The 15,651-nt window shown below is 66.0% G+C and carries 14 protein-coding genes and 2 pseudogenes; 10 read left to right on the plus strand and 6 right to left on the minus strand.

Annotated features, from left to right (window positions below; genetic code table 11):
• Nucleotides 1-119 precede the first annotated feature (119 nt).
• Nucleotides 120-1,271 carry an endonuclease/exonuclease/phosphatase family protein gene (locus tag G6N61_RS00285; RefSeq protein WP_163916120.1) on the plus strand — a complete coding sequence of 384 codons (1,152 nt, stop codon included), beginning with the start codon at nucleotides 120-122 and terminating at the stop codon, nucleotides 1,269-1,271.
• A gap of 94 nt (nucleotides 1,272-1,365) precedes the next feature.
• On the opposite strand, the gene G6N61_RS00290 is transcribed toward G6N61_RS00285, so the two are convergent.
• A complete protein-coding gene (locus tag G6N61_RS00290) occupies nucleotides 1,366-2,259 on the minus strand; it encodes a hypothetical protein (RefSeq protein ID WP_235887117.1) in 894 nt (297 codons plus the stop codon).
• A gap of 174 nt (nucleotides 2,260-2,433) precedes the next feature.
• Entirely contained in the window at nucleotides 2,434-3,660 is a 1,227-nt protein-coding gene (locus G6N61_RS00295) for a LacI family DNA-binding transcriptional regulator (RefSeq protein WP_163916122.1), read from the minus strand.
• A gap of 138 nt (nucleotides 3,661-3,798) precedes the next feature.
• Here G6N61_RS00295 and G6N61_RS00300 point away from each other — a divergent pair, with 138 nt between their 5' ends.
• The 6 genes from G6N61_RS00300 (at nucleotide 3,799) to G6N61_RS00325 (ending at nucleotide 8,812) form a co-directional block, all read left to right on the plus strand.
• Complete coding sequence (locus G6N61_RS00300; protein WP_163916125.1) at nucleotides 3,799-4,632, plus strand: nucleotidyl transferase family protein; 834 nt, start codon at nucleotides 3,799-3,801, stop codon at nucleotides 4,630-4,632.
• 2 nt (nucleotides 4,633-4,634) lie between these two features.
• Nucleotides 4,635-5,582 (plus strand): phosphotransferase, encoded by a 948-nt coding sequence (locus tag G6N61_RS00305; protein WP_163916127.1) that lies wholly within the window; start codon nucleotides 4,635-4,637, stop codon nucleotides 5,580-5,582.
• A 299-nt stretch (nucleotides 5,583-5,881) separates the two neighbouring features.
• The gene (locus tag G6N61_RS00310; protein WP_163916129.1) at nucleotides 5,882-6,064 is read left to right on the plus strand and encodes a hypothetical protein; all 183 of its coding nucleotides are present in this window, start codon (nucleotides 5,882-5,884) and stop codon (nucleotides 6,062-6,064) included.
• Entirely contained in the window at nucleotides 6,064-6,969 is a 906-nt protein-coding gene (locus G6N61_RS00315) for a JmjC domain-containing protein (RefSeq protein WP_163916131.1), read from the plus strand. The genes G6N61_RS00310 and G6N61_RS00315 overlap by 1 nt, the downstream gene beginning before the upstream one ends.
• A 2-nt stretch (nucleotides 6,970-6,971) precedes the next feature.
• Nucleotides 6,972-7,904 (plus strand): JmjC domain-containing protein, encoded by a 933-nt coding sequence (locus tag G6N61_RS00320; protein ID WP_163916133.1) that lies wholly within the window; start codon nucleotides 6,972-6,974, stop codon nucleotides 7,902-7,904.
• A gap of 17 nt (nucleotides 7,905-7,921) precedes the next feature.
• On the plus strand, nucleotides 7,922-8,812 hold the full coding sequence (locus G6N61_RS00325) for an AAC(3) family N-acetyltransferase (protein ID WP_163916135.1): 891 nt from the start codon (nucleotides 7,922-7,924) through the stop codon (nucleotides 8,810-8,812).
• A 168-nt stretch (nucleotides 8,813-8,980) separates the two neighbouring features.
• On the opposite strand, the gene G6N61_RS00330 is transcribed toward G6N61_RS00325, so the two are convergent.
• The gene (locus G6N61_RS00330) at nucleotides 8,981-9,220 is read right to left on the minus strand and encodes a hypothetical protein (RefSeq protein WP_179973465.1); all 240 of its coding nucleotides are present in this window, start codon (nucleotides 9,218-9,220) and stop codon (nucleotides 8,981-8,983) included.
• 110 nt (nucleotides 9,221-9,330) lie between these two features.
• A pseudogene (locus G6N61_RS00335) lies at nucleotides 9,331-9,581 on the minus strand (serine/threonine protein kinase); the annotation flags it as partial.
• 876 nt (nucleotides 9,582-10,457) lie between these two features.
• Here G6N61_RS00335 and amiE point away from each other — a divergent pair.
• The 3 genes and pseudogenes from amiE to G6N61_RS30605 form a co-directional block, all read left to right on the plus strand.
• Nucleotides 10,458-10,592, plus strand: a pseudogene (amiE, locus tag G6N61_RS00340) (aliphatic amidase); the annotation flags it as partial.
• A 78-nt stretch (nucleotides 10,593-10,670) separates the two neighbouring features.
• On the plus strand, nucleotides 10,671-11,315 hold the full coding sequence (locus tag G6N61_RS30600; protein ID WP_235887118.1) for an ATP-dependent Clp protease ATP-binding subunit: 645 nt from the start codon (nucleotides 10,671-10,673) through the stop codon (nucleotides 11,313-11,315).
• Nucleotides 11,312-11,833, plus strand: coding sequence for a ClpB D2-like domain containing protein (locus G6N61_RS30605; protein ID WP_235887119.1), 522 nt, complete (start codon nucleotides 11,312-11,314; stop codon nucleotides 11,831-11,833). The genes G6N61_RS30600 and G6N61_RS30605 overlap by 4 nt, the downstream gene beginning before the upstream one ends.
• A gap of 1,093 nt (nucleotides 11,834-12,926) precedes the next feature.
• On the opposite strand, the gene G6N61_RS00350 is transcribed toward G6N61_RS30605, so the two are convergent.
• Together G6N61_RS00350 and G6N61_RS00355 are read right to left on the minus strand one after the other, a co-directional pair.
• A complete protein-coding gene (locus tag G6N61_RS00350; protein ID WP_163916137.1) occupies nucleotides 12,927-13,100 on the minus strand; it encodes a GMC oxidoreductase in 174 nt (57 codons plus the stop codon).
• Nucleotides 13,101-13,644: 544 nt separating this feature from the next.
• Nucleotides 13,645-15,405 carry a serine/threonine-protein kinase gene (locus tag G6N61_RS00355; protein ID WP_163916140.1) on the minus strand — a complete coding sequence of 587 codons (1,761 nt, stop codon included), beginning with the start codon at nucleotides 15,403-15,405 and terminating at the stop codon, nucleotides 13,645-13,647.
• Nucleotides 15,406-15,651: the final 246 nt, after the last annotated feature.

Here is a 15,651-nt window from a genome sequence, read left to right on the forward strand (position 1 = left end):
TTGCGCGTTTTCGGTCCGGCGGCGCGCTGGCTGACGTAGCGTCGCAGCACGGGATGACGACCGCCGCGCCGGTACGGGCACGTCGAGTGCCGGCGTCGCGCATAGGGGGACCACGCGCCATGTCCAACATCTACGCAGGTATGCGCCGCACGTTCGGCCAGGATGACGAGGGTCTACGACGATGCGCTCAGCGCCTGGTGGCACTGCGCGCCGGCCTGGGCGAGGTGCGCGACCTACGCACCGACGACTCACTGTTGCTGGCTACGTGGAACATTCGCGACTTCGACAACAACAAGTTCAAGTTCGGGCCCCGCAAGAAGGAGTCCTACTACTACCTCGCCGAAATCATCGCCAGCTTCGACCTGGTGGCCATCCAGGAGGTCAGCCGTGACCTCGGGCCGCTGCGCGATCTGATGGACATCCTCGGTGGCGGCTGGGACTACATCGTCACCGACGCCACCGAGGGATCCGGCGGCAACAGCGGCGAACGGATGGCCTACGTGTTCGACACGCGAAAGGTGTTCTTCCGGAAAATCGCCGGCGAGGTGGTGCTTCCCGACGGGCAGGTCATCGTCTCCGCCGACGACGCCGAATTAGCCCCAGAGCGGGCGCCGATCGGCAACGGCCAGTTCGCCCGAACCCCCTTCCTGGTGGCCTTCCAGGCCGGGTGGTTCAAGTTCAGCCTGTGCACCGTCCACATCTACTACGGCTCGGAATCCGGTGAGGATCTCGCGCGCCGCTCCGAGGAGATCGGTCGGCTGGTGGGTTTCTTCGCCAAGCGTCAAGACGCCGAGGAACGCGCCGACAAGAAGGCGGCCAAGGCCCGCGGCGGTCGATTCGCCTCCGCGCAGACCGAGAACTACATCCTGCTCGGCGACTTCAACGTGGTCAGTCCCGAGCACGAGACGATGTCGGCGCTCAAGGCCAAGGGATTCGAGGTTCCCGACGCCATCGATGGTGCCGCCGTGCGGCGCGACGGCGAACACTTCTACGACCAGATCGCCGTGCGCGTGAAGGACGATCGTTTCACCGTCACCGGCGGCGGAATGATCCGCCCCTACGAGCACGTGTTCCGCGACGAGGACGCCGACATCTACGAATCCGATTGGCGGCCGGTCAAGGAACGCAACCTCGAACCCGGCGACGTCGAGGCCGACGACCTGTCGTTCTATCGGAAGTGGCGCACCTGGCAGATCTCGGATCACCGACCCCTGTGGGTGCGGATCACCACCGACTTCGCCGACGATTACCTCACCGACCTCGCCACCTGACGTGTTGGGTCCCGCTTCGGGAGGAACCGACGACGACCGCCCTACAACGTCTTCGAGACATTGCCCGTCGCGCATCGCGACGCACGGCGGTGCATCAATCCGCGTCGTCGACGACTAGTTCCTCACCGCGTCGCAGTTCCCGCGCCCGCACGTGGGCGGTCACCGGGGTGCGGTCGAGCACGGCGTCGACCATCCGCATGAGGAACCGGTCGACCGCCAGCTCCGCCGGCACCGGGTCGCTGCCGATGGAGACGTGCTCGCCCGCGTCGATGTCGATCTCCCCGCCGTTCCATGACGCCACCACCACCGAGGTGGCGTCGTACAAGCCGGTCTCGGCTCCCAATCGTGCGATGAGGTCCACCAGTCGCAGGGCGGGCTTGGCCGAGGTGTCGAACACCGACGACCGCAGCACCATCACGTAACCCAACGCCGCCAACGGGTGTCGGCCGCGCAGATTGTGCGCATCACCGTAGGACTCCTCGATGCGGTTGAACGCGTTGTTGGACAGCGATCTGTCCATCCTCTTGGTGGAGACCAGCAGCTCCGGTCCACGCGACCACCGCGCCATGACCACGTCCACCTGTTTCTCGTAGGCCCGTCCAAGGATCTTGGCGTCGCTGGACCCCACCTTGGGCACCGAATTCGACGCGATGCGCGAGGCCACCTGCTCGCGCAACGTCCGCGGCAGTCCTTCCAGCAGTTGCGTCACCTCACGGGGCAGAACCCGAGGCGCCCTGGGCCGCGGCCACACCTCGTCGGCGCCGAAGCCGGCGCGGCGCAGTTCATAGGACAGCCACACGTCGACCGCCTTGGCTGGTAGCCCCGTGGTGTGCGACAGCTCCAACTGCAGCGGCACCTCCAGCAGTTCGGCGAACGTCTCGACGTCCGGTACGTAGCGCCGCGCGTCACCAGAACCGGTCCAGGGGTCCGTCAACTCCCGGTCGACGATCCGGTCGAATTCACCCCACGCGTCTTCACTGGCCGGCACCGTTATTGGCTATCACACATCGCCGGTGCACCTGCCCGAGACGTGCCAGCCCGGATGGCCGCCCACGCGGGGGGCGACGAGCACCACGGCCCCCCGCGGCGGGGCGACCTCGCCGTCGACCTCCCGCCGCGCAGCCCGACGCCGACCCGATCCCGTCGAGCGCGTTCGCTCCCGCTACACGGTCTCCCCGCGGTCCGGCCCCGCGGTGGACGGGTACGCGGGCCCGGTTGACCCGTCGCCCCAGGGCACTATGCGCGGGGGGATGAGCACGGGCTCGACCTCCCCGTGGAGGCCGGCGTGCAGCTTCGCGAGCAGGTCGATGGTGGCTTCCATCTTCTCCCGCTCAGGAGGGGCCATCGTGATCCAGCGCTGCGCGGGCGGCAGCCACGTGCGGTGGTGGGAGTTGTCGTTGCCGGTCAGCATCACACTGCGTTGCCCGTCGTCGTGCACGGCGCGGGGATCCTGGACGGTCGAGCGGCCTGCCGACGGTGCCGCGAGGTGCACCATGTAGGCCAGTGCGTCGCTGTCGCAGATCACGGCGTCGACGTCTTCGCGGCGCAGCCAGTCGCGCAACTGGGAGCGGTGCCGTTCACTGCTTGGGGTGAACGAGTCCAGGTAGCTGATGGTGGTGCGAGGGACCTCACCGCCCACCGCGTCCGCGACGGCCTCGCGCCGATCGCGGGTGACGTGGCTGGTGTCATCGGAGAAACCGACGTGACCGAAGGTGCGGCACCCCGCCTCACGCAGACGCCGAACCATCTCGGCGATCGCGCTGTGGTTGTCGGTCTCGACGTAGGGATGCCGGGGCGCGGGCTCACCCGAGGTCGAGCGACGAGGTAACCCGAGCGCGACGTAGGGCACCCCCTGCGCTGCGAGCATCTCCAAGCGCGGGTCATCCACGGACAGGTCGTTGACGACGAACATCCGCACCAATCGTTCGCGCATCACCTCCTGATAGGTCCAGGGCGCCAGGGTGTGGGCGTAGTCGCGGTGCCAGCCCTGCAGGCCCGATTCCCGCTCGGCGCGTTCCTCGTCGGTGCCGCCCACGACGTCGTCGACGCCGGGAACCCGGGGGTCGACGACGAACGGCACGAGGTGCGCATCGGCGGACTGCGCCGCGTCGAGCAGTTCGTGGAACTGCACGTCCATCACCGGGGACTGCATCGACCACGACCGCGGCATCTGGTAGCCGATCGCGACTTTGTCCAGAGAACCGCGCCCCCGGCGGATCGGCCGGTAACCGGTCTCGGCGACCGCACGAGCGATGCTCCGCCGCAATTCGGTCGACAGCCGCCCCGGGCGGTTGAAGAAGTTGCGAACCGACTCCGCACTGGCCCCACTGCGTTCCACGACCCTGTTGAACTCGGCCTCACGCGACGGCCTGCCCACCGGACGATTCATGATCACACCTCGGAAATAAGTCGGCTATTTACATGTACAAGATGTGGGCAGCCGGGATAACCTGGTACACGGTAACGCACGAAACAATTGAACGAGGTCAGAACCCTCCCCGTACCCCAACTCACGAAAGAGCTAGCCATGGAACACGAATTTCGCACCGAGGCCTTCGAGGACATGAAGACCAACGAATGGTTCGGCCCGGCGATGGAGGTCTACTGCCTCAACGACCTGAGGGCGGCCGGATATCAACGACCGCTGACCGGGGTGGTGAAGGCATCCCGCGACAACCCGGTCACGTTCTTCGAGCGTGAGAACCATCCCTACGTGCGGTTCGCCAGCAGCCACTACTTCGATGAGATCCAGTGGGCCGCGCTGCAGGACGATCCGGTCATCATCTCGGCGATGGGTTCCTACGCACCCATGCACGCAGGGCACGTGGAGATGGCCGAGGCCGCCGACACGGCGCTGCGTGCGGAGGGGTTCACACCGATCGCCGCGGTGTTCTCCCCGCATAGCGAACAGTACGTGCGTGCGAAGATCCTGCCGACGCGTCGGGACGCGCTGATTGCCACCGACGCCCGCATCGCGCAGGCCGAGGACGTGCTTCCCCCTCGCCTGCGCAGCGGGACCCCGACGTTCATCGACACCTGGGATGCGAGGATGCCCGGCGGTCCGCGCAGCTTCACCGATATCATGATCCGCCTGGTCAGAACTCTGGAGGCCGCCCAGATCCGCAACGTCACGCCCGTCGCGGTGTTCGGTCCGGACAACGGGATCTCGATGCGTGCCTTCGCCCGCGCGGGTCAGGCGGTGTGCGTCATCCGACCCGGCCACGAGGACGAGGCCAAGCCCTACGAGGCCGAGCCGCAGATGAAGGCCGCGCTGCGGCAGAAGCGGGTGATCGTCGCCACCCGCGAGCACAACACAATAATCTCCTCAAGCGAGATTCGCCAACGCAGGGCGGCGGGGTAGCGATGACGATCGCCGGACTCCCCGAACCCGCCGAGGTACTGCGCGACGCGCGGTTGCCGAGGGACGCGACGACGTTGGCGCGCCAGCGCTTCCACCTGGTCGCCTCGTCGGCGTCGGTGGGGCTCGTGTTCCGCGTCGGCCTCGCATCGGTGGACTCGGCCGCAGCCGACCCCTGCGATGTCGGACGCTCCCACGAACTGGCCGCTGCCATGGCCGATGCCGGGCTCAACGTCCTGGCACCGACGACGGCGGCACCCGAGCACCGCGGCCGCTACGTCGTGTCGGCCTTCCCGCTCGCCGAACCCCTCGGTGGCACCGGATGGCGCGCGCAGGAACCCACCCTGCTCGGGTCGGCCATGACCCGCTGGGCGGACTTCGGCTCCCCGTTGCTCGCGCCGCTGGACATCCCCGGATACACCGCGGGCAGGATCGACACCGCCGCCGCGTCGGCCGACGACGACCTGCGCGAGGCCGCGCAGTGGTGCCGCGCGCAGCGCGAGTCCCTGGACCGCCGTCATCCGTGGGGGCAACTTCTCGACGGGGGCGGATGCGTCCACGGCGACCCGAATCTGGGCAACCTGGTGCGCGTCCCGACGACGAGGACCCCGCTGTTCATCGACCTGGACTCGGTCAAGTACGGGCCGCGCTGGTACGACCTGGCGGTCATGTCGACCTACGCCGTGCGCTTCACGTCGCACTACCCGTGGAGCGAGATCATGGCCGGCTACCAGCGCGTCGCCGGCACCGTCGACGTCGACGTCCTCTGGGGGCTGCGCCGGTGGAAGGAGTTCTCCTCGGCGACCCAGCTACTCACGCGGTGGTCGGAACCGGGCATCGCGCAGGAGTTCCGCAGGCGCACCGGCCTCGACGACACGGGTCGCTGGCGCAACGTCACCAGAACGCTGGTTCACGTCCGCCCCGTTCACGCCGGGCAGCAGCACCGGGGGTAGCGACGCTCCACGGCATTACCGATGGAACGAATTGTTCCGCCACGGAGCCGACAGTCGCAGTGCTCGAGGCCGCAGTGCTCGTCGCAGCACCGACGCCACCGCCGGGATGCGGGCCTCGGTCGCCGCGGCCGTCGAGAAGGCCCGATGAGGTCGACGTAGATCCCGCCGCGGCAGCGTCGCGCCGACGTCACGCGCCGCCGAACTCGTCGGCTGCACGAGATTTGCCCAATACCCGTCGCGGTGGTAGCCGCGGTCGTACGCTCGGCGCACGTTCACCGAACTGTGATGGGGGAGAAATCATGGGTATCCGCGACGTTCGCAAGCAGCTCGACGGCGAGGGCGACGACACCGTGCTGGATCGGTCCGATTCCGCCGAGGCGCTGTCCACCCGCGACCAGGGCGGCCAGGAGGCGTCGATGCAGGACGGCTCCGACGCCTTCGAGTCCAACCGCGCGACGCTCAACATGATCACCCAAGCCTGATGTCGGTCGCCGCTGACCCGGCGACGAAACCCGCAGGCAGCGCGGCGCGACGGTTGATCGCCGACCTGCACGCTCGCGACGTGCTGGTACCCGGAGACCGGCCGGTTCGGCCGTCGGTGGTCACCGGAATCGACGTCGACGGGTTGTTCTTCGCCCCCGCGGAGCTGATGGGACTTCTCGACCGCAGCCTGTTGCGATGGCCGTACGTGACGGTCGTCCACCACGGAGCCACGTCGTCGATCGGTGAATTCACCCGCACCCGCAACGTCATCGGTCATCGCCGAGACGGGTTCGTCGACCGCGCCAAGATCCGCGCCCTGATGAACAAGGGCGTATCGGTGAAGTTCAACTCCATCTCGCACTGGCACCGCCCGGTACGGGAGCTGGTGACCGCGCTCGAGGCCCAACATCCCTGGGCCGTGTCGAGTTACGCCTTCTGGACGCCACCCGCGGAGTCGGGGATGCTCCCGCACCGCGACCCCGGGCACGTCGTCGCCATACAGCTGGCGGGCCGCAAACGCTGGCAGTTGTTCGACGCGGTCGACGACGAGCGCGGGACCCCCGGCATCGACGTGGACCTCTCGCGCGTCACCGACGACTTCGTCGTCTCCGCCGGCGACGTCGTCGTGCTCCCGCACGGAACGCCGCACGCCGCGCACGCACTCGACGAGGAGTCCCTGCACCTCACCCTGACCCTGACAGAGCCCTCCGCGATCGACCTCTTGGAGGGGTTCCGCCAGGTGACCGTCGAATCCGACCGCCCGACGTTCGTCGAATTCGACAAGCTGAGCCTCGATGAGCGACCGAGTGCCGTGATCGCCGCGATGCGGGCGCGTGTGCACGATCTGGACACCACCGCCTGGCTCGACGCCACGCTGGCCCTGATGCGCGAAAAGACCGGTTAGACATGACAATCCACGACACCACGCACACCTCGAGCCCCCGGCTCACCACGACCGCGGCTCTTCGCGCGCTCGTCGGCGACGTCGCGGAGTTCGACGGGCAGTTCTGGGAACGCCGCATCGGGATGTTCTCCGCGGCTCCCGAACTCACCGACCTGGTCACCGAGCAGGAGATGTGGGAGGCCGCCGAGTGCGGGTTGCTGATCCGGCCCTACTTCACCTGCTTCAACAACGGCGTCCGCGAGCCGCTCGACGAGATCGCCACCACGCGGTGGGTCGGTGAACGCGAGATTCCCGGTTACATCGACGCCGACGCGATACGCACGGCCTTCGCCCAGGGTGCGACCTACAAGTGGAGCCAGGCCGAACACTGGCATCCCAGGATTGGCGAGTTCATCGCCGACCTGCGGCACAGCTTCCGCGGTCAGACCGAGGCGTTCGTCTTCCTGTCCCCGCCCGGCATCACCGCCATGCCCGCCCACATGGACGGCTCCCACGTGTTCATCCTGCAGGTCGCAGGAACCAAGGACTGGAACGTCGCCGCGCTCGGCGACACCACCACCGGTCTGCCCGAACGCTACTGGCGATCGCGGATCGAAGAGGACCGCCGCATCGAGTTCAGCCTGACTCCGGGCGACGTCCTGTACTTGCCGCACGGAACGCCGCACCACGCCCAGGCCCGCGACGGCAACTCCATCCACATCGCCATCACCGTGGAGGAGCCCACGACGCTTGAGCTGGCCGACGTCGTCCTCGCGGACTGCCTGCAGCACACGGCGTTGCGCGCCGTAGAACGCCGCTACCCCCTCGACGAGCCCCGCCGCTTCGCCGAGCAGGTGCGCGCGGCGCTCAGCGACTTCCTCGACGACGGGATTCGGCCCGACGACGAGTACATCGCCGACGCCGTCCGCGTGATCAGCCACCACCTCGACGACTGATCCGAGTTCCCCGAGCCGTGGCGGCCGTCCCCGACGTCGAGCCAGACGAGAGGCCTCAGGGTCGCGCGGACCTGGTCGCCGACCTGGACCACCTCGGGGTGCGTCCTGGTGACACTCTCATCGTGCACGCGTCGATGCGCGCGGTCGGCCGACTCCTGGGCGGCCCCGCCACCCTGCTCTCGGCGCTCGAGGACGCCGTCGGCGTCGCCGGGACCATCGTGGCCCCGGCGTTCACCACCTATTTGGCCGACCCCAGCATCTGGCGTCGGCCGCCGCCCCCCGACGATTGGGGCCGGATTAGGCGTGACACACCGGCATTCGACCCCCAACGGCACCCGGCGCAACGAAGTTTGGGGGTGTTCCCCGAACTGCTGCGCACCTGCGGCCGCGCGGTGCGCTCAGCGCATCCGTTGTACTCGTTCGCCGCTGCGGGCCGATTGGCGGCGACACTGTGCGCCCCCCACCCCCCGGACTTCGCGTTGGGATGCCACGGGCCGCTGCAGCGACTGCACGACGCGGGTGGTCGCGTGCTGCTGATCGGCGTCGGGTGGGATCGCTGCACGTTACTGCATCTGGCAGAACACCACGTGCCCTACCGCGGCCGGCGCAGTTATCGGTCGTTGGCGCCGTCGGCGGCGCCGCAGGGGACCACGGCGTGGAACCCCACGCGCCAACTCGTTCTGCACGAAGGCGACTTCGCCGAGATCGGCCGCCGGGTGGAGGCCGCCTCCCGTCCGCATCCGGTGATCCGATGGGGCACCGTGGGCTCGGCCGAGGCCGTCCTGGGCGAGGGGCGCGACCTCACCCTGGATGCCGCGCGGCTGCTGATGAGATTTCGCGACCTGTCGAGCGCGACCCGTTCCGAGCCGTATCCGCAGCTGCGCGAGGAGGGGATGGGCCGTCGGTGATGCGGTTGATCGACCGAGGTGTCCTACCCCGCCGAGGCCGAACCGACCGCGGGGCGCGAGGACGACGCACGCGTGCCCGCCAGCCGCTGCCGCCGGTGCAGTCACACCCGACCGGTGGTGTGAATTTTGAGCGCCGACGCGGGGGAGGCCCCGGCCGACCATGACGCGTCACCGGCCACCGCATGAGCCTCCGTCGTCGCGTTCGGTCGTGCGGGGCGAGGCAGGGCTGCTGTCGGTGGGCCAGCGCTTGACGAGGGCCACGATCGCCGTGACGAAGGCCGACACCGCGGCCCCGACGGCAGCCAGCCCATCAGTGTTCCCGGTGCGCAGGAGGACGACTGCCAGCAGCAGCAGGTGGGCGACGAAACAGCCGGCCAGCACGAGGGCGATCTGGGTGACGATGTTCACGGCTCGCATCCCTTTCGGTGGGTGGATGCGAACAGTCAATGCGCTAGGGAGTCGTTTCATCGAGACCTAGAACGGCGAGTGGCGCGTAGGCGGGCCAGCTTGCGGTCGCCTCCGTCGGTGTCGCCCCGGTCGTGGACGGTGACGATGTGTTGGGATGCTCCAGGCCGGCGATCGAGTCGGCCTCGCGAATGAAACGTTGGCGGAAGGTGTCGTCGGTGGAGATGTCTGGGCGCAGGATCTCCAACGTCTCAAGGCGGGGGAGTCGAGGGTGTTTGGCGAGGTAGACCTCACCCATGCCGCCGCTGCCGAGCTGACGCACGACGGTGTACCCGGCGAACTCGTCGACCGGCCCTAACGTCATGGCAGGATCCTATAGCTGTCCAGGCGAGCAATGAGGCGGCGTGGCGGAAGCCGCGGCAACATGGGAGACGAAGGTGCGGTCCATCGACGGCGACTACCGCTTCGTTCCCGCGGCGACGTCGAATTGGGCACGAAATCCGTCGACGACCTGTCAGGACTGGCGGTAGATCCGACGCGGCCGCTTGGGCATCGGCCGGACGTTCGAGTCATCGGGGCGATGCACGAAATGCCCCAAAGCGTCCGCCGCGGAGGCATATTCACGCACTCAAGCGTCGCGGTGACGAATCGTCCGTTGTGGTGTATCCCGTGTAAGCGTGGCGTCTTGGCTGTTCGCTGGTCGTTCCCACCCGGAACGCCCAAAAGCGTGCAGCACCCCCCTGTGAGGGCTCATCGACAGACACTCTCGTTGCGGGTCGAGCACCGAAGTGATCGCGCGACTAAATCGCAAGCGAGACAGTGAGGTTGACCCATAATCAATCGCATTTTGCGTTTCGCGTCCTTGACGCCTCGCGCGAAGCGGCAGTCGGTGACTTCGCTGACGGGAATCTGCAGTGTGGACGGCAGGTGAGGACGTCACAGTCGGCACTGGTCAGGAGGTCAGTTGTGGGCACGAAACTCGAGAAGCCGCAGGGGCCGGCCGGCGGCGGAGTGGCTTCTCAAACTTGATGTCCAATTCTCAAGCGAAATGTCCACCCGATGTGCATTGGACACCTAAGTGAGAACCTGCAGCTCGGCCGACGGTCCGCGCGCAGACGCATCGATCCGCGGCAGCCACGTGAGCACGCGTGCGAGACGAGAAACGAGACGCCCCGGACTGGTTCAACACCTTGGGGGAGTGGCGCCTAGTGGCTGTCTCGCTTACCCAGTAGTGACGGCGTTCGAGTTCTACAAGCTGTTGGTGACCGACGCGCAAAAGGCGCAGGAAGTCGTCGAGTCGGTCACAAGGGACACCGTCGGTGTCGCGGACTGCCGCGTGGGAAACCTGCCCGTCGAGCAGACCGTCGAGGCGTAAGAGTAGTGACATGCCCTACCTCACCGACATGTACCACGACCAGAACGCGACGCGGCAGCACATCAACAAAACGTCGCGGTGAAATCGGTCGCCGCGTTCGACCGCGACACCTTCGTCGCCCGACTTGGGCAACGGATCCTCGGTCAGCCTGACGCCGTCAGCGCAGTGGCCCGGGCGCTGTCGATTGCACATGCCGGTGTTCACGATCCCGGTCGTCCTCTAGCGAGCGTGCTGCTCGTCGGGCCGACCGGGACCGGCAATACCGAACTCGTCCGTCAGGTCGCCGCCGAAATCCCCTCTGGGGCTGACGACCTGTGCCGGATCGACATGGCGGTCCTAGCCCAAGAGCATTACGCAGCGTCGTTTTCCGGCGCGCCCCCGGAATACCCCGGAAGCAAGGAGTCCTTCACCTTGCTCGACAAGGACAAGATCGAAGGGGACCCCTATACCCCAGGCATCGTGCTCTTCGACGAGGTCGAGAAGGCCGATCCCACGGTGATACGTGCACTGCTGCACGTTCTCGACAGCGGGGAGCTGCGGCTCGCGAATGGACGCGAACGCATCTCCTTCCGTAACAGCTATGTCTTCATGACATCCAACCTGGGATCCAGGGACGTCGCCGAAGCGCAGCGCGCATCTCGCTGGTCGTCGCGATGGCGCCGACTGCGCCAACCCGGCTCGACACAATCCGCCCCGCGACTGCCTGGGCCCACGATCTGGTGACGTCCGCAGTCGAGAAGTTTTTCAACCCCGAGTTCTTCAATCGGATCGACGAGACAGTTGTCATGAAACCTTTCGAGACCTCGACAGCCCGGCAGGTCACCGAGCGTGAAGTCGGTCTGTTCACCACACGGTTAGCCCGTGAATCCGTAGAACTTCGGATTGACGACACCGTGGTCGACTTTCTGCAAGCTTGCGGGTTCGACCCGATCTACGGTGCCCGCGGATTACGCAGAACGTTCCAAACGCATCTAACAGCCCCCGCAGCCGACTGCGTATTGCGCAGTCGCACCACGCCAACCGCGCCCATCGTGGTCGACGCGACCGTGGTCAACGGGGCCATCGTAGTGACCTCGGCTCTCCACGTCGCCGGCTCGCAGCACCAGATCGTCGTCGACGCCGCGAAAGCCGTCGTCGTTGTGCGATTGAGACGGTGGCAATTTTCCACTGTCTCAATCGCGATCGCACCGAAGTGTCAAGCCTCGGCGGCGGTGTCGTTTCATCACGGTGACAAAACTTAGTGTCTAAGAACATTGCAGCGTGGTACTGGACGACTGCGTTGAGCGCCGGGCGAGGCGCCCAGTTGCCGCGGGGTGGCGCCGTGCGTGATCGCGGGTGTCCTGGTCAGTGCCACGTCCTCAGTTGACTCGCCCCTGAAAGCCAGCTGGCAACAACAACGCGGTCAGCATCTTGGCACACCTGAGATACGCTCCACAGAGAGGCTCGCGGCCGGCACGCGTCTGACTACTGATGCAGAAGTCTCTAGTGCGAAACCAATTGCAGCACACCTATTTCGACTACCGATAAGTTATATTATGGTCAACCGCGCTGTCCTGCACAGGAATTGGGGTTGCAACGAGATCGTCAGCCCATGGCGCGCCCTCGAAGGGATGCTGCGCGCAACGGGGTCCGCGGAGCTTCGTCAGGTGTAGACACTGACGTGGCGTTGGCGAGCGCGGTGGCGAAGGTGTGGCCATCTGGAGCCTCTCACCTGGGTTAATCCCCACTAACTGACATAAGGTACCTTATCGGTAGTCGAAAAATATTGTGCTGCAGTGGGTTTCGCACTGTAAATCCCTGCACGGTGGGCCGCGTGCCTCTGTGTGTTCTAAATGTGCCAAGATGCTGACCGCGTCGTTGCCAGCTGGCCTTCGGGGCTCGCCAACTAAGGGCGCGGCACTGAGGAAACCCGCGATTGTGAACGGCGCCAAACCGCTGCAACTAGGTGTCTCGGACGGCGCTCAACGGAGTCATGCGTTGCCACGCTGCAAGGTGCTTAGGCAGAAGGTTTCGTCACTGTGATGAATGGTGCAGTGCCCCAAGGAAGTCAGCAGCCAGCCGTGTCGTCGTACCCCTGTTGGTTCAGCGACTTCCTCGCCGATCGCGCGATGCGCAAGCCGTCACCGCACACACATACACAGTACGGTGGTACGCCGGGCTAGCACGGCGACCCGGGCGCCGCGATCGGTGTGACACGTAGCGGCGGCCACACCGACACCGGAGCTTGCGCCGGTGATCACGATGCGTTTTTGCCCGCTGTACTTCTTCGTCACTGTCAACCTCCAGGGCAAATCAATAGAACGGCGCGGTTGCGCCGCGGGCCGTTAGTGCTGATCACACCTGCGCGGCCATGCTGCGCGCGGTGTCGGCGAGGTGCTCGGCGCTGCGCAAAGCCAGTGCGGTGATGGTGGCAGTGGGGTTGACTGCACCGCCGGTGACCATGACGCTCCCGTCGGCGATAAACAGATTCGGGCAGCATGCAACCGAAACCGCGCACTGGCCCTCCATTCGTCACTGTGACACCGCAACCTTGGGTCCGTTCACGTTGATGGCGCGCGAAACATGAGCTGTGACAGTGTCTTCTCCATTCTGCAGCTCTGCCTAGCTCGCAATTACCGCGCCTGCTGAACCGGTCACCTCACCCGTGGAGGTGCCCGGGCTACTCAGCGTTGCTCTGCGTCCTGGGTCACCGCTTCCAGTTCGGAGCAACGGCAGCGACCGCACACCCTGGGGTGATCCTCGAGGCGCGAAGACGACTTGAGTATGTGTCGTTCACCTGAGACTCCGCGGCAGTCGCCCGATTCTTGCGCACACCTCATGCTGATATGGCCGGGAAAGAGTCGCCGACCACCGCCCAACTGCAACCCTCCGTCTCGGCATGCTTGGATACCCACGATCGCCCGTCCCGCGAGTTAGCGCGAGGTATCCAGTTTTGTTGACCGCGGGTCTGGAGGCGCCGCTAGATCAACTGATGGAGGGGCGGCCAATAGGGTGCTCCTCGCTAGGGCCCCGCCGGAAAACCGTAAGTCAGAGTAGCGATTCACGGCCTCTGTCAGCAACTGGGCGTGTATGCGGGTCCGATGCCGTTGACCGACGTCACATACGCAACCACGCTTTCCAGTTCGTACGGGCCGCGGACGTCATCGAAGGACTTCGTCTCGAAGACTCGCTGCTGACCGACCTGCAGGCAGTCCGAGAACGTCGTCGACACCACCGTGCCGACCGCTGTCTTGACGAACGCGACAACGAGAGCATTGAGTGGGCCGCCTGCATCGAGCGACACTCGACCTGTTACCGACGGGCCGGAGTATCCGGCGTCGTCGACTACGGCAGCGTCAGTCACCGTGGCCTGTGGTGCATCGACATCGCTCCACTCCAACCATTGTCCGGTGATCGTCAGTTCCAACGATGCCACGGTTCTCCCCTTCGGAGCATCCAGGCTGCTGAACCCGAAGTCGCCGTTGGGCGGCAGTTGATAGATCGTGCTGACCGGAGATCCGGGGAGGCCTTGGTCACCCAAGTTCGCGATAATAGCGCCGCTATCGTCCAGGAGCGCCAGCTCGAAGGGCGAACGGACCAGCCCCACATCGAGATTGGGATTGTGCAGGCGAACATTGAGCGAATCGCCGATCTGCGTGAAACTCACTTCGACTTGGCGTGCGGTGTTGCCCGGAGCGGCGGGCTCGGCGTTTGGGTCGACGGCGGGCGCCGGGACCGGTTTCCGTGTGCCGTTGACCGCACCAGCGGTACTGCTCGCGGAGGGCGGTTGATCCGTTGAGCCGGAACGCGCCAAGACGAAGTAGAGGCTTGCGGCCACGAGCGCGACGACGGCCACGGCGGCGGCGCCTACGATCACCGGGCGACGCCGTATCGGTCGCTGTGTGGATTCGACGAGCGGCTGTGCGGCTGGCTCGCGGTACTTCTCTGCTGCGATCGTGTGGGCAGCTTGGGGTATGGCCGAACGGGTTGGTGAGGTGCCAGCGGCTGTGGTGAGCGCTTGGGCGAACGTCATGCAGTTGGCGAAACGCTCAGCGGGATCCTTCGCGAGGCCGGTGTGGAGCACACCGTCTAAAGGCGCGAGGTCGGGGCGACGCTCGCTCAGCGCCGGGGCGGGTGTGCTGAGGTGTCGGCTGATCACGGCAACTGGGTTCGTGTTGTCGTATAGCGGTGTGCCGGTGAGGAGGTGGTGTGCGGTCGCCGCCAACGCGTACTGATCGGCGCGGCCGTCGAGGTCCTCACCCATCAGTTGTTCTGGGGCGGCGTAAGCCACGGTACCCACGGTCAGGTTGGTTGCAGTCAGACCGCTGGCGTCGGCGATGGGTCGGGCGATGCCGAAGTCCGCCAGGTATATCCGCCGCTGCCGGTCCTTATCGGGCTGACTCAGGAGTATGTTGGCCGGTTTCACGTCCCGATGCAGCAAACCTCGGTCGTGGGCGTAATCCAGGGCATTGGCGATCGCGGTCACGATGGTCAGAACCTGATCCACTGACATGCCCGCCGGATGCTCGCGCATCAGCTGCGCGGCGTCGATGCCGTCAATGTATGCGGTAGCGATCCACAGCTGCTCGTCGTACTCGCCACGATCATGAACGGTCAGGATGTTCGGATGTGACAGGGCTGAGGCCAGGTCGGCCTCTTGTATGAACCGCTCGCGGAACTCACCATCGTCGGACACATCGGTTCGAAGAACCTTGAGGGCGTCCTGCCGCGGCAAACGGGGATGTTGCACAAGGTAAACATGCCCCATTCCGCCTGAGCCGAGAGGCCGGACGATCGTGTAGCCAGCAAAACCGGTTCCGGGTGACAGAGGCATGGAAACGGAGCGTAACGGAACCTGTCACGTTGCTGTGCAAGACCCTGCGAACCGCTGAGCACGGGCTCGACGAACCCAAACCGGCGGTACCAGTCGGTCCAGCTCCCGTCAGGTTTTTCCTTGAGATGGAATGTCATACAGAGTTGTTTGGGACTGCATGTGAACTCAACCCATACTCGACTGCGTCCTCGCCGGCCTGCACTGAGGAGAAGTCACCGACGAGGTTCGCAACATAAGCTGTGCAGG

This window comes from Mycolicibacterium arabiense (assembly GCF_010731815.2).
Classification (GTDB): domain Bacteria; phylum Actinomycetota; class Actinomycetes; order Mycobacteriales; family Mycobacteriaceae; genus Mycobacterium; species Mycobacterium arabiense.

Coding starts and splice junctions, on each gene's coding strand:
- G6N61_RS00300 (WP_163916125.1), top strand. CDS start 3,799: ATGGAACACGAATTTCGCACCGAGGCCTTCGAGGACATGAAGACCAAC.
- G6N61_RS00320 (WP_163916133.1), top strand. CDS start 6,972: ATGACAATCCACGACACCACGCACACCTCGAGCCCCCGGCTCACCACG.
- G6N61_RS00295 (WP_163916122.1), bottom strand. CDS start 3,660: ATGAATCGTCCGGTGGGCAGGCCGTCGCGTGAGGCCGAGTTCAACAGG.
- G6N61_RS00355 (WP_163916140.1), bottom strand. CDS start 15,405: ATGCCTCTGTCACCCGGAACCGGTTTTGCTGGCTACACGATCGTCCGG.
- G6N61_RS00285 (WP_163916120.1), top strand. CDS start 120: ATGTCCAACATCTACGCAGGTATGCGCCGCACGTTCGGCCAGGATGAC.
- G6N61_RS00310 (WP_163916129.1), top strand. CDS start 5,882: ATGGGTATCCGCGACGTTCGCAAGCAGCTCGACGGCGAGGGCGACGAC.
- G6N61_RS00315 (WP_163916131.1), top strand. CDS start 6,064: ATGTCGGTCGCCGCTGACCCGGCGACGAAACCCGCAGGCAGCGCGGCG.
- G6N61_RS00305 (WP_163916127.1), top strand. CDS start 4,635: ATGACGATCGCCGGACTCCCCGAACCCGCCGAGGTACTGCGCGACGCG.
- G6N61_RS00350 (WP_163916137.1), bottom strand. CDS start 13,100: ATGGAGGGCCAGTGCGCGGTTTCGGTTGCATGCTGCCCGAATCTGTTT.